Origin of the sequence: Flavobacterium aestuarii, from assembly GCF_040049115.1 — a bacterium.
In the GTDB taxonomy this organism is placed as follows: domain Bacteria; phylum Bacteroidota; class Bacteroidia; order Flavobacteriales; family Flavobacteriaceae; genus Flavobacterium; species Flavobacterium aestuarii.
On sequence record NZ_JBDLZZ010000001.1, the window covers coordinates 415,834 to 442,056 of the forward strand.

A 26,223-nucleotide genomic window follows, 5' to 3' on the forward strand; every position below is an offset into this window, starting at 1 on the left:
TATTATTTTTATCAAAAATAATTACTTTTACTTAAGTAAAAACAAACAAAACAAACCATGAGAAAAATTTTAATTACCTTAATCTGCGTATTATTAGCTAGTTGTGGAAGCAATACATCAATTGTGTCCAGCTGGAGAGACCCAAATGCAACACTATCTAAAGAACAATTCAAAAAAGTATTAATTGTTGCTTTAGCAAAAGACGAAAGCACGAGAAGAGCTACCGAAAATAGAATTGCTTCTATTAACCCAAAAGTCTTAAACCCTTCCTATAATTATTTGAATCAGCAAAATTTAAACCTTACTCAGGAACAGAAAATCAGTATTGTTCAATCTGAGGGTTTTGATGGAGCAATTACCTTACGTTTCATCAGAGCAGATAAACAAACAGAATATGTTCCTGGAACTGCAAACTACTATGGCGGTATGGGATATCCTGGAATGGGATATGGCTATGTAGGCGGTTATGGTATGGGATATGGTGCAGGTTTTGGCGGATGGTACGGAGCTTATGCTCCTGCATACTACACACCAGGATACTATCAGGAAAATGTTTATTATTATATAGAAACCAATATTTTTGACTTGAAAAACAATAAACTGGTTTGGAGTGCTACTACAAAATCACTTGATGTATCTGACATTAATACAACAGTTGATGAAATCATGGAAGCTTGCGTACAGCAGATGAGAGCTGACGGATATATGGATCCTAAAGCTAAAAAATAAACCTTGATTCCTTTGTAAAAAGATTTCATGAAAAAGCAATACTGAAAAGTGTTGCTTTTTTTTATGAAAGTTTTTGTCTTGAAAATCATAACCAAAAGAACTTTGCCTTATATGGCTTGGCAGTCAATATAACAGAGGATAGTATAAACATGAACTCGATATTAATTGTCATTAAAATATTTCGCTCTTATAGCTATAGCAACCTTAAATACTTGCTGATTTCTATAAATATTTTGCCACTCTGGAGCTTATCTCAGTTTGTTTTTGACAATATTCAACCTCCGCAGAAACAATATTATAGAAAACAAATTGTTGTGTTTATCTAATCCATAGGAGCAAAATATATCATTAATCGGGTTCAGGTTATAAGCAGAAAGCCATTCAATTACTGAATGGCTTTTACAAATATAATTAGGCTGCGTAATTATTTAAAACCTACAATTTGTTCCTCGGCAGCGATTACTTCTTCAACGAATTTTTTGTATTCCAGATAATCGTTTGGTTTGATATTGTCCCAAAGAATTGTTACCTCTCTTTTTACTTTCAGTGAATTATTTTTTAGGAGTTCAAAGTGGAGTGTGTAGTTTTGATTTTTAAATGAAAAAGTTTTGCTTTCAGGTATTTCTGAAAACTTCTTCCCTTCGGGAATGTTCAAAATAACTTCCGATTCGTATTTGTTATTGGTTTCATAGTTGAAATAATTGATGTCAAATTTTCTATTATCTGCAGCAATTATATCTCTAGTATACACTTTATCGATAAAAGGGATTTCGGTTATCTTGAGTGCGCCAACCTTTTGGAGATTTTCGTTGATAGAAAATTTAGTCTCATAAGTAAGTTTTTTATCAAAGATTTCATTTGAAATTAATTTGACCGATTGCAAGCTTACTATTTTTTGAAGCTGTTTGTTATATCCCTTTTCGATTTCTTTGTCTCTAATATCTTTTGTTGTTGCATCCGAAAACAATTCATTGTAGTAAGATTTTGTAGCCCCCTCAACAGTATGGGTGTTTACAAATACTTTTGATTTATCATCTAATGTAATCACTGATGATGTTTTCATAATATTCTGAACAGCCTCATCAAAAGGAATATTGATCAGTTTAGAAGTTTCATTTTCTTTTTTATCAAACGATATCACTAAAGCATTTGCTTTATACAATGAAGCTGGCAGCATTCTGTAAGGCAGATATCTATCTGTGAGCTCTAAAAAAACAGCTTTATTATCAATCTTAGTCTGAACAATGCAATGATTAAAATCCCTAGAAGGCAATCTCATCGAATTAAATCCATTATCATTTGTCGATACTAAAACCAAATTAGATTTTAAGCCGGCACATTCAGACAATGCTACAAACAAGGTCGAAACATCTTTGCAATCGCCCAGTTTCGTAGTAATTGTTTTAGAAGGTTTTTGAGGAACATAGCCACTTTGCCTAAAATCCAAAGAACTATAAGTAATATTTTTCTCTATATACGAATAAATTGCCTTAGCTTTTTCATCATCACTTAAATTTGCAGTTCCTTTTGGAAAAATAGTATTGAAAGTATCTTTGGTAATTTTATCCAATTTTAAATTTTTCTTTACCAGATCCGAATACCAATTCGAAATATCGCTCCATGATTTTATAGTTCCTACTTCAATCGTATTTGTTAAATCAGCCGATATTGGCGCATAATCTTCTTTAAGTGACAGCGCTGGAATATTTGCCCTTTTCCAGATACTGCAGTTTTTGCCATTTATTTTTTTGTTGATTGCCTCTACATTCCCATTGATAAAATCAGTGTAATATTTGCAGTCTTGTGGGCTTATCAGAGCAAAAATGGCTTCTGTCGATGGATATTCACTATCAAAATAGCACGACAGATTAAAGTCTTTGTAAAAACGGCCTGTACCGTTTTCTATTCGCTCATATTCTATATAAATTACATCTCCAACCTTTAAGTTAGCAAATACCAATAAATCATCACCTTGTTCAGCAGGAACTATCGTGCCATCTGTTTTGATAATTTCAGACTTGATAACTGTGTTGCTATTGAGGCTTATCGAATATTCTTTCATCTTTTCGATGCCGGTTTCGGATGTTATTTCATATAAATAAGAAACTCGCGATTTTCTGCCTCCTTCGGGAAAAACATTTACGATGTATTCGTCAAGCAACAGCACAACTCCGTAATCACTTTTTAGTTTTGAGTTTCTTCTGGATTTTACTAATTTGTAGATATCCTTTGTCGCTACCTCATCAATCTCATCCGGGGTTTTAGAAATATCATACAGCTGTTTTCTGAGTTTTCCATTACCTGAATTGTGAGTTAAAGATTGACGAATATATTTTTCGGCTTCTTTGTTATTCTTCATCAGATTATAGATCATGGCTTTCTTTTCCATATTTGTAAATGAATATGGAAAATTGCTCAGATTATCATCAATTACTGCTAGGGCTTCTTCATATTTGTTTTCATTGGCCAAAATAGAAATGTAATCGTTCCTGAATAAATTGATGTTGCTAAACTCTTTTATCCGTCTTTTTACAATCTTTTCGACAGCTGCTTTATCATTTAGCTCATTATAATATCCCATCAGTAAATTATCCACCTCTGTAATGATTTTATCTTTCGAAATTTCTTCCAGGAGAGCAATAGTTTTTGCTTTGTCATTTTTCAGTTTTAAATATAATGTAGCCGATGCAATCTTGAATTTTTCATTGCCGTGAGTATCTTTATCGATATCATCCAGCAGCCTGAACATCTCTGCTACATCTTCTTTTTTGGATGCAATGATAAAATCAAACATTAATTCACAAAAACGCTGTTTGTATTTTTTGGAACGGTTTTTATAAATTTCCAATTCTGCAATAGAAGCATTCTGAATCCATTTGCCATCAATTATTTTGGAGAAGGTAACGTAATAATAGTCAATATCATTTTTTTCTATATTTTTTATAATTTCCTGTTTTTTCTGTTCTTCATCGCCCACTATATCATAATAGCGAAGAAAATAGCTTGCTATAAATGAACTATTTGGATATTTTTCGTCCAGGCCTTCAAGAGCATCATAAGCGCTGACATACTTGCAATTAGACTCGTATGCTGTATACTGGAACAGCTTGTACAGCAAATTATCTGGATACTTTTTGACTAAATTATCAAAATACGTTTCGTAGTCTAGTTTTACGATTTCGGCCTCAGCGGTATCGCCTTTTGCAATTATATATGGCTGATAAGTATTGCTGAATTTTAAATCAGCAGCAACAGAATAATCTATATTTTTTACCTGTGCCGAAAAATAATCTCCTCCTCCGTAAGTTGATAATTTAAACAGTAATCTGTTAACACCTTTTTCTAAATCTATTTTTAAAGTGTATGCATCCAGATTTGTTCTTTTAATATCTTGATTAAAATAAATTTCCTTATCATTCAAAAACACTTTTAAGCCTTGGCTTGCTCCAAAACGCAATAAAAAACTTTTCTTTTCAGGCGAATCAATAAAAGTCTGGGCATATATAATGCCACTGCCGTATTCTCCTTCATTTGTAAAAAATTGGTAAGCATCATTTTCAACATCTTTGGGATTGTACCAGCCTATTTTGCCATTACTGTTAGCATCAAAAAGCTTATCATTCTTGGCATAGGTTTCAGGTTCATATTCAATTCCTAAACCACTGCCGTTCAGATTTTCAAAAACACCGCAAAACTGCCATTGAGTTATAGTACCAATGTCCGCAAATGATTTTTGAGCTTCTTCAAATTTCATCCTTTTGCGCTCAAATATTGCTTTTCTGTATTTTACAATCGGTAAATCCTTAAATTTAGGAGATGACGCTAAATAGTCAATTTTATTATAAGTTAAATCATTACAGGCATCTGTCGAAATATCACTGAGTATAATATCCCTATTGATAAAGGGAGCTATGTAATACTGGGAATTAGGAAGTTTTTCCAGATTTTTCAGCATCGTTTCATCAAAACTTATCCTTCCAGACTGTTCATCTATGAAAGCATCCAAAAACAACAGATCTATATTCGTCGTTTTGCTTTTTCCAAACTGTTTATCAAATAAGGCTCTTGCTTCATCCCTTTTATTATTAATAAGCAGATTCAAGACATTGGTATAATCTGCCTGCGAATAAATAAAATTTGAAACAAACAGTAAAAACAAAATGGTAATTTTCTTCATAGTTTTGGTTAGTTAAATAGCTTCTTAATTTTTATCTTCTAATAGAGGAACAAAACGAAATTCACCAAACTCATGTTTTTCGAATTGCGTTTCATTAATACGAATAAGCATTGTCATAATCTGGACATCTTCGCCCAATGGAATTACGAGTCTTCCTCCAACTTTGAGCTGTGCCATTAAAGGCTGAGGAATAACAGGAGCGCCTGCTGTAACAATTATACTATCAAAAGGAGCGTGATTTGGCAGACCTTTATAACCATCGCCAAAAGAAAGATGCTTTGGACGGATACCCAGTTTAGGCAGTAAAACAGAAGTCTGCTTAAAAAGCTCGTTTTGTCTTTCTACAGAAAAAACCTGAGCCCCCATTAAGCACAAAACAGCAGTCTGATATCCTGAACCTGTACCTATTTCCAGTACTTTATGCCCTTTTTGTATTTCTAACAGCTGCGATTGAAAAGCTACGGTATATGGCTGCGAAATAGTCTGCCCGGCAGCAATAGGAAACGCCTTATCCTGATAAGCATAATCTTCAAAACTGGAATTTAAGAATAAATGACGAGGAATTTTTTTAATAGCTTCCAGAACATTTTTATCTGTAATTCCTTTTTGCTTTAAAACATTTACTAATTGATTGCGAAGTCCCTGATGCTTGGCTGTATCTTTCAAAATTTAAGGTTTTTATTATAGAACAAAAATAGAAAACTAAATCAATTTCCTATTCAAAATAAAATCAAATTGTCACCTTTAAATAATAAAAAATATGCACACAATTTAGAATTTTATAAATTGGAATTTCTTATTTTATTACTATTTTTGTGGAAACATCATTATTATGCTGAAAATTGGAGTATTGGGTGCTGGGCATCTTGGAAAAATACATTTGCGTTTATTACAACAATCTAAAAAGTATGAATTAGTTGGTTTTTATGACGAAAATCAAGAAAACGCTGAAAAAATAAGCAAAGAATTTGGATATAAAAGTTTCAATACCATTGCAACATTAATTCATGCGGTAGACGTAATTGATATTGTTACCCCAACTCTTTCCCACTACAGATGTGCCAAAGTAGCCATCAAATCCGGTAAGCATGTATTTATTGAAAAACCGATTTCAAATACCATTGAGGAAGCCGAAGAAATTATTGCATTGGCAAAAGAATACAATGTAAAAGGCCAGGTTGGTCATGTAGAAAGATTCAATCCTGCTTTTATTGCTACCAAAAATACAATTGAAAATCCAATGTTTATCGAAACACATCGATTGGCAGAATTCAATCCCCGCGGAACTGACGTTCCTGTAGTTTTGGATTTGATGATACATGATATTGATGCCATTTTGAGCGTTGTAAAATCTGAAGTAAAAAGTATCAATGCCAGCGGCGTTTCTGTAATCAGTGAGACACCAGATATTGCAAATGCCAGAATTGAATTCGAAAACGGCTGTGTGGCCAATTTAACAGCCAGCCGGATTTCTCTGAAAAACATGCGTAAATCCCGTTTTTTTCAAAAAGATGCCTACATCTCGGTAGATTTTCTAGAGAAAAAATGCGAAGTTGTCAAAATGAAAGATGCGCCGGAAACTCCTGGTGATTTTGACATGATTTTACAAAATGCTGAAGGCGTAAAAAGACAAATCTATTTTGAAAATCCAGATGTAGAAAGCAATAATGCTATTCTGGACGAATTAGAAACATTTGCAGATGCGATTAATAATGACACAACACCAATTGTAACATTGGAACAAGCCACTGACGCCTTGAGAGTTGCCTATCAGATTATTGATTGTTTTAATAAATAAAAACTAAAAATTTCATTAAAGTTTAAGGTTTAAAGTCTATTACGTAGATTTTAAATTTTAAACTTTTTTAACTTATAAATATTAAAAAAATGAAAATCATTGCTGTAATCGGAGCTGGAACTATGGGTAACGGAATTGCCCATACTTTTGCACAAAGCGGTTTTACCGTAAAACTCATTGATGTTTCCGAAAAATCATTAGATAAAGGAATGGCAACTATCTTTGCCAATTTGGACCGAATGGTTTCCAAAGGAACCATAAACGAAGAAGACAAAATCAAAACCATTTCCAATATTATCACTTATACCGATATCAAAGACGGTGTGGTAGGAGCTGATTTAGTTGTCGAAGCAGCAACTGAAAATGTAGAATTAAAATTGAATATTTTCAAGCAATTAAACGAAGCCTGCTCACATAACACTATTCTGGCAACAAATACTTCATCTATTTCCATTACTCAGATTGGAGCCGAAGTAGCACATCCGGAACGTGTAATTGGAATGCACTTCATGAATCCGGTGCCGATTATGAAACTGGTAGAAATAATCCGCGGTTACAACACCAGCGATGAAGTGACGAACATCATCATGAAATTATCCGAAAAACTCGGTAAGACTCCAGTAGAGGTAAACGATTATCCAGGTTTTGTAGCCAATAGAATTTTAACGCCAATGATTAACGAAGCCATCGAAACCTTATACAACAAAGTTGCCGGCGTTTATGAAATTGACACTGTTATGAAACTGGGAATGGGGCACCCAATGGGACCTTTACAGCTAGCAGATTTTATTGGTCTTGACGTATGTCTTGCGATATTGAATGTAATGTACGATGGTTTCAAAAACCCAAAATATGCACCTTGCCCTTTATTGGTAAATATGGTAAGAGCTGGAAAGTTGGGTGTAAAATCTGGTGAAGGTTTTTATGATTATAGCGAAAGTAAAAAGGCTGAAAAAGTTTCGAAGCAGTTTGTTTAATTTTTAATTTTTCAAAGTCATGTCCATTCAACAAAACCTTTTAGAAATAAAATCAACTCTTCCTGAGCACGTTACTTTGGTAGCAGTTTCCAAAACCAAACCCGTTCCAGATTTAATGGAAGCCTATAATGCTGGTCAGCGTATTTTTGGTGAAAATAAAATTCAGGAAATGGTCGATAAATGGGAACAAATGCCCAAAGACATCGAATGGCACATGATTGGACACGTACAGACGAATAAAGTCAAATACATGGCTCCTTTCGTAAGTTTGATTCACGGTGTGGACAGTTTGAAATTATTGGAAGAAATAAATAAACAAGCCAAGAAAAACAATCGAATTATTGATTGTTTACTTCAAATATACATAGCCGAAGAAGAATCTAAATTTGGATTGGACGAAGAAGAATTATCAACCCTTCTCGCCTCACCTGCTTTCAATGAGATGAAAAACATCCGAATTGTCGGTTTAATGGGAATGGCAACTTTTACTGACAATCAAAATCAAATCAAAAAGGAATTCACACATTTGAAATCAATTTTTGATGGATTACAATCACTGCAAACTGCAAACTGCAAACTGAAATCTCTTTCCATGGGAATGTCAGGTGATTACCAATTGGCAATTTCATGCGGAAGCACAATGGTTCGGATTGGAAGTAGTATATTTGGAGGAAGATAAATTTCAATAGCAATAACAATTTCAAAAATCAATACTCTTAAATGGAAAAAATATTCAATTTTGAAGACAGATTAGTTCGCTTCGCAGGTGAATGTATTTTCTTTACAAGACAATTAGAAAAGATATTTGAAAACGAATATTATAAAAATCAATTAATAAGATCATCCGGAAGCGCCTCTCTAAATTTTGGAGAAGCACAAGGCACAATAACTGATAAAGATTTTGTTTTTAAACTTTCATTAGTTGTAAAAGAGTTGAAAGAATCAAGAAATTCTTTAAAAATTCTGGATTATATTAAAGAAGGTGATGATGCAAAAAGAAACATACTTTTAACAGAGATTGAGCAACTAATTGCTATTTCATCAAAAATGATAATTAATAAAAAACAAGTCACTGACAATTAGAAATTCAATGATAACAGCAATCCCAATTTACATTTTTTAAAAAATTGAAATTGACTTTTGCCATTGATATTGATTTTTGTTATTGATTTTTGCCATTGATATTGAAAATGTACGCAATACTCGACATAGAGACCACAGGAGGACAATTTAACGAAGAAGGAATCACGGAGATTGCCATCTATAAATACGATGGGCATGAAATCGTGGATCAATTCATCAGCTTGATTAATCCCGAAATTCCGATTCAGCCGTTTGTTGTCAAGCTTACGGGTATCAATAACGAAATGCTTCGTGGCGCACCAAAGTTTTTCGAAGTAGCCAAACGCATTATCGAGATAACAAACGACTGCGTACTTGTAGCCCACAACGCTTCGTTTGATTACAGAATCCTACGCACCGAATTTCGTCGCCTCGGATATGATTTCAATATCAAAACCCTTTGCACCGTAGAATTGTCCCAGCGTTTAATGCCGGAACAGCCTTCGCACAGTCTGGGAAAACTGGTAAGAGCACTGGGAATCCCCATGGCCGACAGACACAGGGCCAGTGGTGATGCCATGGCGACAGTCAAACTTTTCAAAATGCTTTTGGACAAGGATTTAGAAAAAACCATCACAAAAGAACTCATCAAATTTGAAGTTATCAAAGGGGTTTCTCCAAGATTGTTGGACATAATCGAAAGTCTTCCGTCCAAAACCGGAATTTATTACATTCACAGGGAAGACGGCAGTATTATATTTATTGGCCAAAGCAAAAACATCAAAAAAAGAGTCAATCAGCATTTTACAGGCATAACTAGCAGTGCCAAGAAAATCCAAGCCGAAGTATTCACGGTAACCTACGAAGAAACTGGAAGCGAATTGATTGCACTATTAAAAGCATCCGAAGAAATAAAGAAAAACAGTCCGATTTACAATAGAATGTCACGCAAAAAAACGCTGAATTGGGCAATCTATACCGAAAAAGACAGCGATGGATATTTGAATTTAAAACTTCAGAAAGCGGACGGACGCAAAAAAGAAATAACCACTTTTTCCAGCCAGCAGGAAGCAAAATCAGCACTAAGCCGTATTACGGCAAGCTATCAATTGTGTCCAAAACTGACAGGCCTTTCGGATTCGAAAACGCCTTGTCCGCAAAACGAAAACAGCCCATGTGACGGCGCCTGTTCAAAAAAAATAACTCCAGAAAAATACAATGCCAGAGTTCAGGTTTTTATCGACAAAAACCTTTTCGACAACAAAAACATGATTATCATCGACCGTGGCCGAAAAACCGGCGAACACAGCGCAATATTAATAGAAAACGGAATCTACAAAGGCTATGCTTTTTATGATTTGAATTATCAGATTAACACTCCTGATATTTTAAAAAACATCCTGATTCCAACACCCAACAACAAAAACACCCGAAATTATATTCAGGAATATTTAAGAAAAAACAGGGTTCAGAAAATTATTAATTTTTAATACTGTCAATTGGGAAAAATCAAATCAAAATATGATCTTTTCAGGCAACAAACCCGAATCATAATCCACGGCACAGATACAAAAGCCGGCCGATTATTCGATTTGATACTTTTGGGTATTATCCTGCTGAGCCTATTTTTGATTATCATGGAAACTGTCGAAGGTTTCAATGCCAAATACCACAGCCAACTCGTTTTTTTAGAATGGGCAATTACAATTTTCTTCACAATCGAATATATTTTGCGGATAATTTCGATTGACAAACCAGTAAAATACATTTTCAGCTTCTACGGAATCATAGATTTAATTGCAACTTTACCCATGTATTTGTCTTTCTTTTTTCCGCGGACAAGCATATTGATTGTCGTTCGGGCCTTGCGGTTACTGCGATTGTTTAAAATAATAAATCATCCTCATTTCACCCGTCAATCCACACAATTAAAGGAAGCAGTCAACGCCAGCAGAGGAAAAATCATTGTATTTATTTATTTTGTCCTCATCTGCACAATTATTATTGGATCAACAATGTACATCATCGAAGGCAAGGAAAGTGGATTTACAAGTATCCCAGTGAGCATATACTGGACAATAGTAACCTTAACCACAGTAGGTTACGGTGACATTGCCCCGCAAACACCACTAGGACAAATCGTAGCATCATTAGTCATGATTTTAGGCTACGGAATCATCGCAGTTCCTACCGGAATCATCACAGCCGAATTTGCAAAAAGAAACATAAATACAAACTCAGACTCGTTCAAAACCCAATGTAGCTCTTGCGGTACAGCCATTCAAAACAGTGAAGCGCTATATTGCCATCATTGTGGTACAAAATTAGACGAAACTGTCAGTTAGGAGCTGATTCAGCTGCACACTGCATCTCCTTGTTATTCCAGCAGTTTTTCCAAGGCATAAAAGGAGCATTTGAGCAGCCCTCTCTTTTGGAGAGGGGCTGGGGGTGAGGAGTCGCTCTTTTATACCAGGAAAAACAAACTGCAATAACTGCGGGGTTTCCGTTACCATCTGGGCTAATGGAGCAGTAGTTAAAAGAAGAAAATGCAAACATTGCAACAAAACGAATGAAATATTTAATCACCATAGTCGGACCAACAGCCATAGGGAAAACAGCCTTGAGCATCAAATTGGCTAATCATTTTAACTGTGACATCATTTCCTGCGACAGCCGTCAGTTTTTCAGGGAAATGACCATTGGAACCGCAGTACCAAGTCCCGAGGAACTGGCTTCGGCAACACACCATTTCATTCAAAATAAATCCATTTTTGACAATTATACCGTAGGCGATTTCGAAAAAGAAGCCCTAATAAAAATCGAAGAGCTATTTCAAACCAATGATTACGCAGTCCTCGTTGGAGGTTCTGGATTATATGTAGATGCCATTTTAAAAGGCTTTGATGAATTTCCAGCCATAGACTCCGCCATTCGTGAAAATGTAAATTTAAATTATGAAAACCTCGGAATCGAATATTTACAACAACAGTTAGAAGTACTCGACCCCGAATATTTTCAAAAAATAACTTCCGAAAATCCGCAGACCTTACAAAATCCTCAGCGAATGATGCGTTTTGTAGAAGTCTGTCTTGGAACAGGAAAACCATATTCCTCCTTTTTGGACCAAAAGAAAAATAACCGTAATTTCAAACCAATCATCATCGGCCTCGAAGCCGACAGAAATGTCATATACGACCGAATCAACCAGCGCGTGGATATTATGATCAATGAAGGCCTTTTGGCGGAAGCCGAAACTTTATATCCAAACAAGGAATTAAACGCATTGCAAACGGTAGGTTATAGAGAATTATTCAGTTACTTTGACGGAGATTTTACACTGCCATTTGCCATTGAAGAAATCAAGAAAAACACCCGCCGATTTTCGAAACGCCAGCTCACTTGGTTCAAACGCAAAGAAAACACCCAATGGTTTGATTATTTGACAGATCAAAATAAAATCATCAGCTATATAAAAGAACAAATTCATAATTCATAATTCATAATTCATAATTCATAATTCATAATTCATAATTCATAATTATTTCCATGCCAATAAGTCCAGATTTCACCTCAATATTAAGCAAAGACTGGGAAATTAACTTTACCCAATGTACTCCTAATGGTTATTTAAAATATACTGATTTATGTAATCTGCTTCAATTAACTGCAGCGTCACATTCTGAAGCAGGAGGTATCAGTTTTACCGATATGCAGGAATTCGACCAAGCGTGGGTACTCAGCAGAATGCGCGTAGAAATCACAGAATTACCCAGATGGCGAGATGTGGTTACAGTAAAAACATGGATCAATTCATTAGAAAACTCGCGTTCTGTGAGAGCACTCGAAATGCATGTCAACGGAAAAAAAATAATAGGTTCTGAAACCTTTTGGGCCGTTTTTAACACCAAAGCCCGAAGACCGGAACCTTTGGCTCTGCCTTATGAACATTTTGAATTATTTCCCGATAAAAAAGCAACCGAAGAAGGTTTTTCCAAAATCAGCATCAACCCTGAGAAAGAATCCGTTTTCGAAAAAACCGTTTATCTTTCAGATTTAGATATAGTAAATCACGCTAATAACGTCAAATATCTGGAATGGTGTCTCGATCATGTTGACGCAAAAAGAATTTTAAAACAAGAAGTCAAAAGCTTCGAAATGAATTTCCTAAAGGAACTCTCTCTCAAGGATAAAGTAATAATTCATGAATGCGTCAATGATTCTGACATTGTTTTTAGTATTACAAAAGAGGACAAAAACTGTTTTGCATTACAGCTCAATTGGAAATAAACCAATTGCGGTCGAAAAAAAGATTGAGTTTCCATAAGCTCAATCTTTTTTCTATTTAAAAGCTTCAGACTAATTAGCAGTCAGTTTATTGCCAGCACCATCTTGTGAGTTAATCACTTTTAGCAGATATGTTCCTTCTGGAAGTGCAGTGATATCGATTCTGCTTTTGTCTCCACTCAATACTTTCAGGCCTTCAGAAGAATAAATTTCAGACATTTTAGTATTCATTGTCTCCATAGGAGCCGTAAGAACAATATTAGAATTGGTAACTGTTGATTTCATAAGTGCTTTAACACCAGCTTTCTTTGGCATCTCCTTATTCGAGGCAATAACTGTGGCATCTTTATTGACAGTAATCATAACATCATTATTATACATTGCTGCTACTTCTTTAGCTGATAAAGCAACATTATAAATTTTTAAATCATCAATATCTGCATTCATGCTGACTGCTGGACCCATTTTTCCAATTCCAAAAACCACAGCTGAAGTTAATTTCCTTGGACTTACAGACGATTTAATCAATTCGCCATCTCTATAAATTTTTGAAGTGAGCCCATCATAAGTTACTGTATAATTATACCATATTCCAGTCACTATTGTCGTTGTCACAATAACATCGTTGGCAGGTCCCCATCCGGCCAGATTCAAATCAGACTTTGAATCTGTGGCATTTTGCTGTAAAAGTCCAAAATATTGAGCATTGGTCAATGATCCATAACCCCATATATAATTTGCTTTTGTAACATCATTATATTTTACCCAGATAGAAACCGTTCTTTGTGAATTAGACAAAGGCAGATCAGGTATAGCTGCCTCAATAATATTGTTAGAAATCCGCAAGGCACTATGATTAACCCCAGACCTGTCTTTTACATATTCAGCATCACCCAAAAAAGAAATAGTATTGGATGTATTGCTAAGTGAGCCATTAAAATTGAATTCTTGAATCGCATTTTGAGCATTAACTAAAACAGAAAATACTAACACTGCCGGAAGGAGTATAATTTTTTTCATATGTTGTAGGTTTTAAATTTGCTGAATAAATAGGTGCTATTTATCTATATCAAATTTATAACTACTTCATAATAAGAACCTAAATATTCCGACCAACTGTCAAAATACTCGTTTAATCCACTAAAAATTAATTTTGAAATACAAAATATTCAATAAAAACACTGATTACATTAATTTTACTAAACTATTCCAATCCATTTCCTCTTATCATTATTAATTACAATTAAAAAACCACATGAACCTTAAAATACTATAACTGCTTTAAACAAACCATAAAAAAAGCTCCAGATGTTATCTAGAGCTTTGATATCTGCAGAATTTACTGTTTTGTTTATTTTATAAATTCAATTTTTTGAGCTTCTTCCTCATTAATGCTATCAAAAAATCCTTGATCATTCATCCAGTCATCACTAAATACTTTACTCATATAACGCGAACCATGATCTGGAAATATTGCCACTACATTGCTATTTTCATCAAATTCACCTTCTTCGGCATATTGCTTGATAGCCTGCATTACCGCTCCAGAGGTATAACCAACAAACATACCTTCTTTCTTCGTTACTTCTCTTGCTGAATGAGCGCTTTCTTCATCAGATACTTTTATGAATTTATCTATTATATCAAAGTCAGTTGCTGATGGGATTAAATTTTTACCTAAGCCTTCAATTCTATATGGGTAAATTTCATCATTATCAAACTCTTTAGTTTCGTGATATTTTTTTAGAACAGATCCAAAAGCGTCAACTCCAAGTATTCTCACATTAGGATTCTGCTCTTTAAGATATTTTGCAGTTCCTGAAATAGTCCCTCCTGTTCCGCTGCAAGCGACAAGATGTGTTATTTTGCCATTTGTCTGTTTCCAGATTTCCGGACCAGTTGTTTTATAATGAGCATCAATATTTAATTGATTAAAATATTGATTGATATATATAGAACCTTTTGTCTCTTCATGCAGTCTCTTTGCAACATTGTAATATGAGCGGTCATCATCTGCTGAAACGTGAGCAGGGCAGACATATACTTTTGCACCCAGGCTCCTTAACATATCAATTTTATCTTTTGATGATTTTGAGCTCACCGCAAGAATACAATTGTATCCTTTTATGATGCTTACCATTGCTAAACTAAATCCTGTATTGCCAGAAGTTGTTTCGATGATGGTATCACCTGGAGACAAAATACCTCTTTTTTCTGCTTCTTCGATGATGTATAAAGCTATTCTATCTTTAGATGAGTGTCCGGGATTAAAAGATTCTACTTTTGCATAGAAATTGCCTTTTAAATTCTCGGTTACACTATTTAGCTTAACAAGTGGAGTATTACCTATTAACTCTAAAATATTATTATAAGCATTTATTTCTTCTTTCATAAAAAAATAGTTTATCTGAGAGCATTTTTTTGATAGACCCCGATATGATGCAAATCTAACAAAAAAAATCTAATTAGTTTTCAATTTTCTCTAAATCTAATAAAAAACTATACTCTTTTGCCAATTCCTTAAGAGCTTCAAAGCGCCCAGAGGCTCCTCCATGTCCTGCGTCCATATTTGTATCCAAAAATAAAAGATTTTCATCTGTCTTGAGTGCTCGCAATTTCGCCACCCATTTAGCTGGTTCCCAATATTGTACCTGTGAATCATGCAGACCAGTAGACACATACATATTTGGATATTTTTGAGCCAAAACATTATCATATGGTGAATATGACAGCATATAATCATAATATTCCTTAATGTTCGGATTACCCCATTCATCATACTCTCCCGTTGTAAGAGGAATACTATCATCCAGCATCGTGGTAATTACATCCACAAAAGCAACTTGGGCAATAATACCATTGTATAATTCAGGAGCGGTATTTGCAACAACTCCCATTAATAAACCACCAGCTGATCCACCTTCGGCATACAAATGTTCTGGAGAAGTATATTTTTCAGCGATTAAAAATCTGGAACAATCTATAAAATCAGTAAATGTATTTTTCTTTTTCAAAAGCTTTCCGTCCTCATACCATTGCCTTCCTAAATCTTCTCCTCCGCGAATGTGTGCAATTGCAAAAATAAAACCTCTATCCAGCAGGCTGAGCCTTGTCGAAGAAAATGAAGCATCCATGGAATGCCCATAAGAACCATAAGCATACTGAAGCAATGGATTACTGCCATCTTTCTTCAAACCTTTCCTGTACACCATGGAAATAGGTATTTTAATACCATCACCAGCTGTAGCCCAAACACGTTCTTCGACATAATTATTTTTATCAAACTTTCCTCCTAAGACTTCCTGCTCTTTTAAAATTTCTTTTGTTCTGGTAACCATATTGAAATCAATAATCGAAGAAGGAGTTGTCATGGACTGGTAGCCATAACGCAAAACATCAGTATCAAAATCAACATTTCCAGTTGTATATGCCGTATAAGTTTCGCTTTCAAAAGGAAGATAATACTCCCCTTCCCCATTCCAAGGCATAATCCGGATTTTATTCAAGCCATTTTCGCGTTCTTCAAGGACCAAAAAACCTTTGAATATCTCAATATCTTCCAGCAAAACATCATCTCTATGAGGAATCACTTCTTCCCAATTAGTTTTTGAAGTCTTGTTTACCGAGGTTTTCATCAATTTAAAGTTCTCCGCCTTGTCCTTATTGGTCAAAATATAAAAGCTGTCACCATAATGATTGATACTATATTCCAGCCCTCGAACTCTTTTCTGAAAAATCTTAAATTCACCATCAGGAGTATCGGCATCCAAGATCTGATACTCTGTGGTCAATGTACTTCCTGATTCTATGGCCAAATATTTTCTAGATTTGGATTTAAGAATTTCCACATTAAAAGTTTCGTCTTTTTCAAAATAAACCAAAACATCATCTACTTGTCTTGTTCCTAGTTTATGCTTAAAAATTTTATCCGAACGCAACGTAACATCATCTTGATCCGAGTAAAATATGGTTTTATTATCATTGGCCCAAACTGCGTTTCCGGTAACGTTTTCAATTTTATCATCTAAAATTTCGTTGGTTTCCAAGTTTTTGACCTGAATGGTGTAAATCCTTCTTCCAACAATATCATAACTAAAAAGAGCCAGCTTATTATCAGGGCTGATACTTAAGGCACCCAATTGAAAATAAGGCTTATCCTTGGCCATTTCGTTGCAATTGAAGAGTATTTCTTCTTTTGCCGAAAGGCTTTCTTTTTTTCGGGAATAAATTGGGTAATTCTGCCCTTTTTCATAGCGGGTGATATAATAATAGCCATTGAAAAAATAAGGAACTGACTGATCATCTTCCTTGATTCGGCTTTTCATTTCTTCAAAAAGAGCTTTCTGAAAATCTTTGGTATGTGCCGTTTTTTCTTGGTAATAGGCATTTTCCTGATTCAGATAATCAATAACTTCAGGATTTTCCCGGTCATTTAACCAAAAATAATTATCAATTCTAACTTCACCAAACTTTTTTAACTTCTTAGGGATTACTTTAGCTGCAGGAGCTGTACTATTTTCTGGCATTGTTTGCGAGTTGATTTAGTATTATTACGATTGCAAAAATAACACAAAGCGATTTCAAAACGAATTCGATTTTTATCTTATTTAACATAACTAAATTTCAAATTGCGTAATTTTGTTTTCAATAATTTAAAAATCACCAAAATGGATTTAATGGGAATGATGGGTAAACTTAGAGAAACCCAGCAAAAAATCGAAGATACTAAAAAACGTTTGGATACCGTACTTATTGACGAACAAAGTAACGACAGCCTACTGAAAGTTACCCTAACCGCCAATACCAAAATTAAATCAATCACCATCGATGATTCTTTATTGGAAGACAAGGAGCAACTGGAAGATTACTTGATTTTGGTACTAAACAAAGCAATTGAAAAAGCGGCCAAAATCAACCAAGCTGAGTTGGATGCCGTTGCCAAGATGGATATGCCGATGATTCCTGGAATGGATAATCTTTTTAAATAATTTTAGTGATTAGTACTTAGTGATTTAGTCCTTAACAACTTAGTCCTTATCGTATTTTAGACAAAATTCAAAAAGCGAATGAAACTTAACATTAAGCTTCATTCGCTTTTCGAACCAAGGACTAATTACTAAGCGCTAAAGAACTATTTTTTGCAACGTTTCCAAAACATATGTATGCATAACTTCTTTATAATCAAGATGTGTTACAATTCTAAGTTTACCATGTCCCAGAGAACTTATTAAAATATTTTTCTCTTTTAGTTTTTCAATAAGCAATCGCTCGCTCAAACCTTCACGTACCGAAAAAATTAAAATATTGGTTTCTACAGGTTCTATTTTTCCAATCCATGGCTGTCTTGACAAAACTGCAGCAATTTCTCTGGCTCTTCTATGATCATCAACCAGTTTGGCGATATTGTTATCTAACGCAAAATTTCCCGCTGCAGCTAAATATCCCACTTGACGCATTCCTCCTCCCAAAATTTTACGAACGCGTAATGCTCTGTGAATAGTTTCTTTATTCCCCAAAAGCACCGACCCAATTGGAGCGCCCAGCCCTTTGGACAAACAGACCGAGATTGTATCAAACAAAGTTCCAAATTCTCTAGGATGCTGTTTTTTGGCAACAACAGCATTCCATATCCGTGCGCCATCCAAATGAAATTTCAGATTATTAGCAACACAAACTGCTTTTATTTTTTTTAATTCATTCAAATCATAACACGCGCCCCCTCCTTTATTTGTTGTATTTTCTACACAAACCAAACTCGTAAGCGGGCTATGATAAAATTCAGGATCATTTATCGCTTCAGCCACTTGTTCGGCTGTAATCATGCCTCGGTTTCCATCCAGCAAACAGCAGGAAACCCCACTATTAAATGAAACTCCTCCTCCTTCATAATGATATAAGTGAGCATATTTATCAGCAATTAATTGTTCACCAGGCTGTGTATGGAGCTTAATCGCCGTTTGATTTGCCATAGTTCCCGAGGGGAAAAAAAGTCCCGCCTCCATACCAAACATCCCAGCCAATCTCGCTTCGAGCGCAATAACCGTAGGATCCTGCTTGTACACATCATCACCCACTTGGGCATTAAACATGTATTGCAGCATCTCAACCGATGGTTTGGTAATCGTATCGCTAATCAAATTTATTTCCATAATCTAAAAACTAAATCCTATTTTTGTAAACTCAAAACCAGTAAAATTATTATTAGAAGCTAATCCTGCTATTCGTTACAATCTTTTTTCAAAACGGCATTTTTTGCAAAAAGAAAAAAGAGCTTCCTTTGGTCGCTTTTTTTCTTTAACAAAAAAAAGCCCTTTTCAAAAAAAAGGATTTCCACTGCTATCAGGGCTAAAACTGCTGATCCAATAATTTTCGACACAAAATTACTATAAATTTATGACAACTACCGAACAAATAAAAGGTATTGTAGAACGCCTTGGTGCGTTGAGGAGGTATCTTTGACGTTGATGCCAAACTTATCGAAATCGCCAACGAAGAAGAAAAAACTTTTGCTCCCGACTTTTGGAATAACCCCAAAGATGCCGAAATCCTTGTAAAAAATCTTCGAAGCAAAAAAAAATGGATCGAAGATTACAACAAAGCTGTAGACATGACCGATGAACTGCAGCTGGCCTATGATTTTTACAAAGAAGGAGAACTGACTACCGAAGAGCTGGATCATCAATACGAATTGACCCAGACGCACATTGAAGCGATAGAATTCAAAAACATGCTTTCGGAAGAAGGTGATTCATTGAGTGCTGTACTTCAAATTACTGCCGGAGCCGGTGGAACCGAAAGCTGTGATTGGGCTTCGATGCTGATGCGGATGTACATGATGTGGGCCGAAAAATCCGGATACAAAATCAGGGAACTGAATTATCAGGAAGGCGATGTCGCTGGTATCAAAACCGTAACCATTGAAATAGAAGGAGATTTTGCTTTTGGATATCTAAAAGGTGAAAATGGTGTTCATCGTCTGGTGCGCATTTCCCCTTTTGACAGTAATGCCAAGAGACATACTTCATTTGTTTCGGTGTACGTATATCCGTTGGTTGATGATACTATTGAAATTGAAATTAACCCCGCCGATATAGAAATCGTAACTGCGCGATCCAGTGGTGCAGGAGGTCAAAACGTAAATAAGGTAGAAACCAAAGTACAATTGACTCACAAGCCAACAGGAATTCAGATTCAATGTTCCGAAACCCGTTCACAGCACGATAACAGAACTCGTGCCATGCAAATGCTGCGTTCTCAATTGTATGAAATTGAACTCAAAAAACAGCAGGAACAGCGATCTGACATTGAAGCAGGAAAAATGAAGATAGAATGGGGATCACAAATACGCAATTACGTAATGCAGCCTTATAAGCTGGTTAAAGATGTCAGGACAGGACAGGAAACCAGCGATGTAGACAGTGTTATGAATGGAAACATTGACGGATTCCTTAAAGCCTATCTCATGATGATGGGACAGCGCGAGGAGGAATAAACCTCATCATTCTTTTGAATATTAAAACCCGATAATAAAAATATCGGGTTTTTTAATTAATTACAGCCACTCAATTAATGATATCCCAACTCCAACCGTAGTTTGAAGATGATTATAATCTATCAGTGACTCTCCATAACCATGCGAAATCTGGAAATAAGCTTTCAAATTATTCTTAATCGGATAGGACCACGAAAGTTCTGCGTAACCCCGGGGTGCTGAATTAAAATTCATATTATAACCTCCAAGGAATGAAACAATGTGGCCTTTTTTCTCATAAATAACATTCAGGTCGGCACGTCCTGTATAGTCTGAAATATCTGGATTATCTCCGCTATTATCTGATAATCCATACCACGACCTCAAATAAACTGTCCAATTTTTACGTTCCATTCCTGCGTGAAGAATAAACCTGTTCAAACTTCTTGAAAAAGGATCGCTTTTTCCGTTAGATAAATGATTAAATGCTATTCCAACCATTCGGGTATTAAAACCAAAAACCTTGAATCTTACTGGAAAGTTCAAAATTATTTCGGGTTCATAATTTATTTCTCTGAAAGGACGCGAAAGATCATGATTATAAACCTGCCAAAATGATTTTTGGGTATAAGCCACCCATAAATCGGCACTTCCCCATAAAAAGCTCTGCAAAACTTTTGTCTTAAAACTCAATTGAAATTTAAACTCGATATTATCATAGGGCAGCTCTTCTGGCACTATATATTCAGGATTATTATTCTCAGAATGAGGCTGATCATTTGGATTGCTTGAATATTTGCCCAATAGGAAATAAATAGGCTTATAAGGAGTTAATAAAAACGTACTTCTAACAGCCGTGGTATCTAATTCCCAGCGCTGCGTCATATTTTTAGGCTTGACTTTAATATCATTCAGAGCTTGAATTTGGGCATTTGCTGTTATTGAATATAACAATAGAATAAAGCTTTTTATATACAAGTTCATATATCTGATAGTGTGTTTTTTTCCGTATCAAATGTATTATTCACGAAATAGAAAAAATTATAATTTTAAGGATATTATTTATATAATTTGCATTTCTGCACCAATATCAATCCAAAAAGAAACCTTCTTTTAAAATTTCAGCCAGCTTTATCATAGCATCGGATGCTAACAAAATTGTTAAAATAAATAAGTTTTTATTTTTATATAATCTGAAAGTGAATTAAATTGCTAAAAATCTAAATTTATACCCAAAAAGAATTAAATTTCAAACGTTTTCGTAAATTAGCGAAATACAAAAAAACATATTAACACATGGATTTAAACTTCAATAAAAACGAAGATCATAATAAACTTTTATTGTCTGAACTCAGGCAGAAATTTGCCAAAGTCAAACTTGGAGGTGGCGAAAAACGAATCGAAAAACTGCATGCCGAGGGAAAAATGACTGCTCGGGAACGTATAGATTATCTATTGGATGAAAACGCAAAATCCTTAGAGATTGGCGCTTTTGCCGGCAAAAAAATGTATGCAGAACACGGTGGATGCCCATCGGGTGGTGTAATTGTAAAAATTGGCTATATCAAAGGAAAGCAATGCATAGTTGTTGCTAATGACGCTACTGTAAAAGCTGGAGCATGGTTTCCAATTACGGCTAAGAAAAACTTAAGAGCCCAGGAAATTGCTATAGAAAACCGCTTGCCAATTATTTATTTAGTTGACAGTGCTGGAGTTTATCTGCCACTGCAAGATGAAATTTTCCCCGACAAAGAACATTTCGGACGCATTTTTAGAAACAATGCCATAATGAGCAGTATGGGAATTACACAAATAGCTGCCGTTATGGGCAGCTGCGTTGCTGGAGGAGCATATCTTCCTATTATGAGTGACGAGGCTTTGATTGTAGATAAAACAGGAAGTATTTTTTTAGCGGGAAGCTATCTGGTGAAAGCCGCAATTGGCGAGACTATAGACAATGAAACCTTGGGAGGAGCAGCAACACATTGCGAGATTTCTGGCGTGACAGACTACAAAGCCAAAAACGACAAAGACGCTTTGGATAAAATAAAAAATATAATAGACAAAATAGGTGATTTTGACAAAGCAGGATTTAACCGTATTAAAGCAGAAAAACCAGCTTTGGATGAAAACGAAATCTACGGTATTTTGCCGAAAGCAAGAAATGAGCAATATGACATGATGGAAATCATTAATAGGCTGGTAGATAATTCTGAATTTGAAGCCTATAAAGAAGGCTATGGACAATCCCTTATTACAGGTTATGCCAGAATTGACGGCTGGGCAGTGGGAATAGTAGCCAATCAAAGAAAAGTTGTAAAAACTACCAAAGGCGAAATGCAGTTTGGCGGTGTAATTTACTCAGATTCTGCTGATAAGGCAACCCGATTTATTGCCAATTGCAACCAAAAGAAAATTCCTTTGATTTTTGTTCAAGATGTAACTGGCTTTATGGTAGGATCAAAATCTGAGCACGGCGGCATCATAAAAGACGGAGCCAAGATGGTAAACGCAGTATCTAATTCGGTTGTACCCAAATTCACTGTTATAGTAGGAAATTCCTATGGTGCCGGGAATTATGCTATGTGTGGAAAAGCATTCGATCCCCGTTTAATATTTGCGTGGCCAAGTGCCGAATTAGCCGTAATGGGTGGAACGCAAGCAGCCAAAGTATTAGCTCAAATTGAAGCTTCATCACTAAAAAACAAAGGAGAAATCATTGATGAAGTTAAGGAAGCCGAATTATTTTCTACCATCAAAGCTCGTTATGACGAGCAGGTTTCGCCTTATTATGCGGCAGCACGATTGTGGACAGATGCCATTGTTGATCCATTAGAAACCAGAACCTGGATATCTATGGGAATCGAAGCGGCTAACCACGCCCCTATCGAAAAACAGTTTAATCTAGGCGTTATCCAGGTGTGATTGTTATTTTGAAAAACCAATCATGTTTTTTGTGCTGAATATTAAAAAATTGGCAAATTTTATAAACATTTTAAGTATTAAAAATTAAACTATCAAAATAATTGTATTAAAAAACATAATTATTAATTAATCTCGCAACAAACAAATCATATCTCATTAATAATTAATACCTTAGTGTAATTAATTTAAATCCTGAAAGATATGAACAATGTAAAAAGCTTAAATAAGTGGGCCAATGCACACACTTATCTGCCTGTAGATTTACTCAGAATGGCTCTTGGTATATTTTTATTTATGAAAGGAGTTTATTTTTTTTCGAACACTCAGTATCTCGTAGATTTATTAGCACCTATTGACAGGTTCGACAAATTTGGCGGTGGCATGTTTTTAATTCATTATATCGCCCCAGCTCATCTCGTAGGAGGAATTTTAATTTTCTTTGGTTTATTGACACGCTGGGCAATCATAGCGCAGCTGCCTATCCTAATTTGTGCCGTAATCATTAACTTTTTGGGACATATGCACGAGCAGAACTTATTATTAGCCGTGCTGACCCTCGGAGTATGCAGTTTTTTTGCAATTTATGGAGGCGGTAAAAATTCTGCCGATTATTATTTTAAAATGCAAAAATAATCTAGATAAAAAAAAACAAATATGTCCATAAAAAAGAGAGAGAACATTCTGGAACATTCTCTCTCTTTTTTTTTAGGCTGTAAATCTTTAGATATTACACAGGTATTTTCCTGCTTTCTTCTCTCATAATTTTTCCAGTGGCAGTTTCTTTAAACTTCGGAATAAATATGATTTCTTTTGGTTTTTCAAATCTATCTAAAACATCAAACACAGAACTTTTAATGTCCATAGCCTCTCCTTCTACATAAAGAACTACTTTTTCTCCTAAATTATCATCCTGTTCACCATTTACAAAATAACGTCTTGGAATCAATGTAGAAAGCTTGCCCTCCACCTGCTCTGGCATAATTTTAATACCTCCGCTATTAATTACATTATCATAACGGCCTAACCAGATAAACTGTGTATCGGAAATTAATTTCACTATATCATTAGTCACAATTTTTTCGTCTTTTATATTTTTTGCAACAATTTCCAGACATTGGTTTTCATTTACCGAAACAGTAACATTTGGCAATGTGGTAAAAGCCTCCACTCCAACTTTTTTAGCTGCAATGTGTGTAATTGTTTCTGTCATGCCATAGGTTTCATAAATCTCAATAGGCAGCTTAATCAATTCATCCTCCAATGATTTATGAATTTTTACTCCGCCGATAATTATCTTTTTGATATTAGTCAATTGCTTAATTGAGTTCTTGGCCTGAAGCGGTACCATCGCAGCAAAATCATATTTTTGATCGTTATATTCTAATGGATGTGAACTTGGCGCAACAAAATCCATATCTAAGCCCAAAATAAAAGAACGGATAAACATCATTTTTCCAGCAACATATTTAGCAGGCAAACAATGCAGTACTTTATTCCCTGGATGCAATCCAAAAAAATCGCCGGTTGCAATTGCTGATTTAACCATAGCGTCCTTTTCAATTCGTATAGTTTTTGGTTCACCTGTTGTGCCAGAAGTGTACATATCTATGTAAGATTTATCATCAAACCAGTCTAACAAAAAATCTCCCACGGCCTGCTCAAAATCTGCTCCTTCTTTAATAAAACTATAAGCGATCCTGCATAAATCTTCTCTTGTTAAGTGATGTCCATTTATTTTAAATTGATTATGGACATTTTTGTAAGTTACTTTATTCATAATAATATTGAAATTTTGTGTTATTTACTTATATATCAGACAATTTTTTCATCCAGTCTGACCACTTGTATTTATACCCAAATATAATTAAAAGCAGAGGATAAATCACTATAACTGGAAAGATAATATCAAATCCAGCCTCAGGTTCTGACACATCTTTGAAAATAGAATAAGTTTGAAAAGCAGTCCAGTCTGAGGTTACCAATAATGCCCCCACCAAATTATTAGCAGCATGGAATCCTAAAGCCAGTTCCATCCCATCATCCATAAGAGTCATTATACCCAATAACAGTCCTGTTCCTATATAATACACCATAATTATATTCCCCAGCTTCGAAACTTCAGGATTAGACAAATGTAGCAGTCCAAAAATAGCTGATGTCATCAATAACGGAACCCATTTATTTTTTGATAGATTAGCAAATCCCTGCATAAGATAGCCCCGGAAAACTAATTCCTCTACACTAGTCTGTATTGGAATCAATAAAACAGCAATTAAAAACAAAATTAAAAATGGCAAGGGCTGAAAATTGATTTCAAAATCAGCTGGATTTAAATAGTACGTCACTAACGTTGAAACAACAGTAAATACAGTCCATACCGCAAAAGAAAACAGCACTCGTTTCCAATCGATATTTTTTCGGCCAGTAACAATAGACTTAAAGCTTTGATAATGCAAAAAACGAACGGTAAAATAAACTCCGCCCAGTGCTGCAACATACGAAAGAAGCAAAAGAAACAAGTTTAAATTAGGTTCAAAAAAATGAAACAATTCATTATCAGTGGCAGGATATGATTTTCCTTTAAAATAAATTTGATATACAATCGCCACTAACATTGGTATCTGCCCCACAAACGATGCAACAGTAATTATCAGCAATCCTAAAAGATACTTCCAGAATTTATTTTTTTCATCTATTCCCTGTTCTATAAACATAGTGTTATTTTTTTTATAATTATAACTTTAATTATCTTCCAAGCCTTATTTTTGCGAAAACTAAAATAGGCATTTTATTTTAGGAC

The 26,223-nt window shown here is 35.0% G+C and carries 22 protein-coding genes; 13 read left to right on the forward strand and 9 right to left on the reverse strand.

Features of this window, described 5'->3' with window-relative positions; genetic code table 11:
• Positions 1-57 precede the first annotated feature (57 nt).
• On the forward strand, positions 58-729 hold the full coding sequence (locus ABEG11_RS01640) for a DUF4136 domain-containing protein (protein ID WP_348822459.1): 672 nt from the start codon (positions 58-60) through the stop codon (positions 727-729).
• Positions 730-1,153: 424 nt separating this feature from the next.
• Here the strand turns inward: ABEG11_RS01640 and ABEG11_RS01645 are convergent, their stop codons facing one another.
• Together ABEG11_RS01645 and ABEG11_RS01650 are read right to left on the reverse strand one after the other, a co-directional pair.
• Entirely contained in the window at positions 1,154-4,906 is a 3,753-nt protein-coding gene (locus ABEG11_RS01645; protein WP_348822460.1) for a transglutaminase domain-containing protein, read from the reverse strand.
• Positions 4,907-4,930: 24 nt separating this feature from the next.
• Positions 4,931-5,572 carry a protein-L-isoaspartate(D-aspartate) O-methyltransferase gene (locus ABEG11_RS01650; RefSeq protein ID WP_348822461.1) on the reverse strand — a complete coding sequence of 214 codons (642 nt, stop codon included), beginning with the start codon at positions 5,570-5,572 and terminating at the stop codon, positions 4,931-4,933.
• Between the two features lie 166 nt (positions 5,573-5,738).
• Here ABEG11_RS01650 and ABEG11_RS01655 point away from each other — a divergent pair, with 166 nt between their 5' ends.
• The 8 genes from ABEG11_RS01655 to ABEG11_RS01690 all read left to right on the forward strand — a co-directional run bounded on the left by ABEG11_RS01655 (position 5,739) and on the right by ABEG11_RS01690 (position 13,030).
• Positions 5,739-6,704 (forward strand): Gfo/Idh/MocA family protein, encoded by a 966-nt coding sequence (locus ABEG11_RS01655; RefSeq protein WP_348822462.1) that lies wholly within the window; start codon positions 5,739-5,741, stop codon positions 6,702-6,704.
• A gap of 89 nt (positions 6,705-6,793) precedes the next feature.
• Complete coding sequence (locus tag ABEG11_RS01660) at positions 6,794-7,681, forward strand: 3-hydroxyacyl-CoA dehydrogenase family protein (protein ID WP_348822463.1); 888 nt, start codon at positions 6,794-6,796, stop codon at positions 7,679-7,681.
• A 19-nt stretch (positions 7,682-7,700) separates the two neighbouring features.
• On the forward strand, positions 7,701-8,360 hold the full coding sequence (locus tag ABEG11_RS01665; RefSeq protein WP_348822464.1) for a YggS family pyridoxal phosphate-dependent enzyme: 660 nt from the start codon (positions 7,701-7,703) through the stop codon (positions 8,358-8,360).
• A 41-nt stretch (positions 8,361-8,401) separates the two neighbouring features.
• Positions 8,402-8,764, forward strand: a complete 363-nt coding sequence (locus ABEG11_RS01670; RefSeq protein ID WP_348822465.1) for a four helix bundle protein — start codon at positions 8,402-8,404, stop codon at positions 8,762-8,764.
• A gap of 107 nt (positions 8,765-8,871) precedes the next feature.
• A complete protein-coding gene (locus ABEG11_RS01675; protein ID WP_348822466.1) occupies positions 8,872-10,233 on the forward strand; it encodes an exonuclease domain-containing protein in 1,362 nt (453 codons plus the stop codon).
• A 9-nt stretch (positions 10,234-10,242) separates the two neighbouring features.
• Positions 10,243-11,088, forward strand: a complete 846-nt coding sequence (locus tag ABEG11_RS01680) for an ion transporter (RefSeq protein ID WP_348822467.1) — start codon at positions 10,243-10,245, stop codon at positions 11,086-11,088.
• Between the two features lie 224 nt (positions 11,089-11,312).
• On the forward strand, positions 11,313-12,239 hold the full coding sequence (gene miaA, locus ABEG11_RS01685; protein ID WP_348822468.1) for a tRNA (adenosine(37)-N6)-dimethylallyltransferase MiaA: 927 nt from the start codon (positions 11,313-11,315) through the stop codon (positions 12,237-12,239).
• A 50-nt stretch (positions 12,240-12,289) separates the two neighbouring features.
• The gene (locus ABEG11_RS01690; RefSeq protein ID WP_348822469.1) at positions 12,290-13,030 is read left to right on the forward strand and encodes an acyl-[acyl-carrier-protein] thioesterase; all 741 of its coding nucleotides are present in this window, start codon (positions 12,290-12,292) and stop codon (positions 13,028-13,030) included.
• A 69-nt stretch (positions 13,031-13,099) separates the two neighbouring features.
• On the opposite strand, the gene ABEG11_RS01695 is transcribed toward ABEG11_RS01690, so the two are convergent.
• The 3 genes from ABEG11_RS01695 to ABEG11_RS01705 form a co-directional block, all read right to left on the reverse strand.
• Complete coding sequence (locus ABEG11_RS01695) at positions 13,100-14,047, reverse strand: LamG domain-containing protein (protein WP_348822470.1); 948 nt, start codon at positions 14,045-14,047, stop codon at positions 13,100-13,102.
• A 331-nt stretch (positions 14,048-14,378) separates the two neighbouring features.
• Positions 14,379-15,419, reverse strand: coding sequence for a cysteate synthase (gene capA / locus ABEG11_RS01700; RefSeq protein WP_348822471.1), 1,041 nt, complete (start codon positions 15,417-15,419; stop codon positions 14,379-14,381).
• A 73-nt stretch (positions 15,420-15,492) separates the two neighbouring features.
• Positions 15,493-17,553 (reverse strand): S9 family peptidase, encoded by a 2,061-nt coding sequence (locus ABEG11_RS01705; protein ID WP_348822472.1) that lies wholly within the window; start codon positions 17,551-17,553, stop codon positions 15,493-15,495.
• Between the two features lie 141 nt (positions 17,554-17,694).
• Between ABEG11_RS01705 and ABEG11_RS01710 the strand changes: the two genes are divergently transcribed.
• Positions 17,695-18,015: a YbaB/EbfC family nucleoid-associated protein gene (locus tag ABEG11_RS01710; protein WP_348822519.1), complete on the forward strand. Its 321-nt coding sequence runs from the start codon at positions 17,695-17,697 to the stop codon at positions 18,013-18,015.
• A 135-nt stretch (positions 18,016-18,150) separates the two neighbouring features.
• Here ABEG11_RS01710 and ABEG11_RS01715 read toward each other — a convergent pair whose 3' ends face one another.
• Positions 18,151-19,176, reverse strand: coding sequence for a threonine aldolase family protein (locus tag ABEG11_RS01715; RefSeq protein WP_348822473.1), 1,026 nt, complete (start codon positions 19,174-19,176; stop codon positions 18,151-18,153).
• Between the two features lie 244 nt (positions 19,177-19,420).
• Between ABEG11_RS01715 and prfB the strand changes: the two genes are divergently transcribed.
• Positions 19,421-20,519 (forward strand): peptide chain release factor 2 gene (gene prfB / locus ABEG11_RS01720; protein WP_348822474.1). Its coding sequence is split into 2 segments (ribosomal slippage): positions 19,421-19,483 and positions 19,485-20,519, totalling 1,098 coding nucleotides; the frame shifts between segments, so codons are not numbered across the junction.
• Between the two features lie 60 nt (positions 20,520-20,579).
• Here prfB and ABEG11_RS01725 read toward each other — a convergent pair.
• On the reverse strand, positions 20,580-21,482 hold the full coding sequence (locus tag ABEG11_RS01725; protein ID WP_348822475.1) for a phospholipase A: 903 nt from the start codon (positions 21,480-21,482) through the stop codon (positions 20,580-20,582).
• A gap of 312 nt (positions 21,483-21,794) precedes the next feature.
• Here ABEG11_RS01725 and ABEG11_RS01730 point away from each other — a divergent pair, with 312 nt between their 5' ends.
• Together ABEG11_RS01730 and ABEG11_RS01735 are read left to right on the forward strand one after the other, a co-directional pair.
• Positions 21,795-23,423 carry an acyl-CoA carboxylase subunit beta gene (locus tag ABEG11_RS01730; protein WP_348822476.1) on the forward strand — a complete coding sequence of 543 codons (1,629 nt, stop codon included), beginning with the start codon at positions 21,795-21,797 and terminating at the stop codon, positions 23,421-23,423.
• Between the two features lie 201 nt (positions 23,424-23,624).
• A complete protein-coding gene (locus tag ABEG11_RS01735) occupies positions 23,625-24,056 on the forward strand; it encodes a DoxX family protein (RefSeq protein ID WP_348822477.1) in 432 nt (143 codons plus the stop codon).
• A gap of 94 nt (positions 24,057-24,150) precedes the next feature.
• On the opposite strand, the gene ABEG11_RS01740 is transcribed toward ABEG11_RS01735, so the two are convergent.
• Positions 24,151-25,200 (reverse strand): AMP-binding protein, encoded by a 1,050-nt coding sequence (locus tag ABEG11_RS01740; protein ID WP_348822478.1) that lies wholly within the window; start codon positions 25,198-25,200, stop codon positions 24,151-24,153.
• A 28-nt stretch (positions 25,201-25,228) separates the two neighbouring features.
• Entirely contained in the window at positions 25,229-26,137 is a 909-nt protein-coding gene (locus ABEG11_RS01745; protein WP_348822479.1) for a CPBP family intramembrane glutamic endopeptidase, read from the reverse strand.
• Between the last annotated feature and the right edge of the window lie 86 nt (positions 26,138-26,223).

What these genes read in the sequence shown, in the direction of transcription:
- ABEG11_RS01640 (WP_348822459.1), top strand. Translation starts at nt 58, where the DNA reads ATGAGAAAAATTTTAATTACCTTAATCTGCGTATTATTAGCTAGTTGT.
- ABEG11_RS01645 (WP_348822460.1), bottom strand. Translation starts at nt 4,906, where the DNA reads ATGAAGAAAATTACCATTTTGTTTTTACTGTTTGTTTCAAATTTTATT.
- ABEG11_RS01655 (WP_348822462.1), top strand. Translation starts at nt 5,739, where the DNA reads ATGCTGAAAATTGGAGTATTGGGTGCTGGGCATCTTGGAAAAATACAT.
- ABEG11_RS01660 (WP_348822463.1), top strand. Translation starts at nt 6,794, where the DNA reads ATGAAAATCATTGCTGTAATCGGAGCTGGAACTATGGGTAACGGAATT.
- ABEG11_RS01665 (WP_348822464.1), top strand. Translation starts at nt 7,701, where the DNA reads ATGTCCATTCAACAAAACCTTTTAGAAATAAAATCAACTCTTCCTGAG.
- ABEG11_RS01670 (WP_348822465.1), top strand. Translation starts at nt 8,402, where the DNA reads ATGGAAAAAATATTCAATTTTGAAGACAGATTAGTTCGCTTCGCAGGT.
- ABEG11_RS01675 (WP_348822466.1), top strand. Translation starts at nt 8,872, where the DNA reads ATGTACGCAATACTCGACATAGAGACCACAGGAGGACAATTTAACGAA.
- miaA (WP_348822468.1), top strand. Translation starts at nt 11,313, where the DNA reads ATGAAATATTTAATCACCATAGTCGGACCAACAGCCATAGGGAAAACA.
- ABEG11_RS01690 (WP_348822469.1), top strand. Translation starts at nt 12,290, where the DNA reads ATGCCAATAAGTCCAGATTTCACCTCAATATTAAGCAAAGACTGGGAA.
- ABEG11_RS01695 (WP_348822470.1), bottom strand. Translation starts at nt 14,047, where the DNA reads ATGAAAAAAATTATACTCCTTCCGGCAGTGTTAGTATTTTCTGTTTTA.
- capA (WP_348822471.1), bottom strand. Translation starts at nt 15,419, where the DNA reads ATGAAAGAAGAAATAAATGCTTATAATAATATTTTAGAGTTAATAGGT.
- ABEG11_RS01705 (WP_348822472.1), bottom strand. Translation starts at nt 17,553, where the DNA reads ATGCCAGAAAATAGTACAGCTCCTGCAGCTAAAGTAATCCCTAAGAAG.
- ABEG11_RS01710 (WP_348822519.1), top strand. Translation starts at nt 17,695, where the DNA reads ATGGATTTAATGGGAATGATGGGTAAACTTAGAGAAACCCAGCAAAAA.
- ABEG11_RS01715 (WP_348822473.1), bottom strand. Translation starts at nt 19,176, where the DNA reads ATGGAAATAAATTTGATTAGCGATACGATTACCAAACCATCGGTTGAG.
- ABEG11_RS01725 (WP_348822475.1), bottom strand. Translation starts at nt 21,482, where the DNA reads ATGAACTTGTATATAAAAAGCTTTATTCTATTGTTATATTCAATAACA.
- ABEG11_RS01730 (WP_348822476.1), top strand. Translation starts at nt 21,795, where the DNA reads ATGGATTTAAACTTCAATAAAAACGAAGATCATAATAAACTTTTATTG.
- ABEG11_RS01735 (WP_348822477.1), top strand. Translation starts at nt 23,625, where the DNA reads ATGAACAATGTAAAAAGCTTAAATAAGTGGGCCAATGCACACACTTAT.
- ABEG11_RS01740 (WP_348822478.1), bottom strand. Translation starts at nt 25,200, where the DNA reads ATGAATAAAGTAACTTACAAAAATGTCCATAATCAATTTAAAATAAAT.
- ABEG11_RS01745 (WP_348822479.1), bottom strand. Translation starts at nt 26,137, where the DNA reads ATGTTTATAGAACAGGGAATAGATGAAAAAAATAAATTCTGGAAGTAT.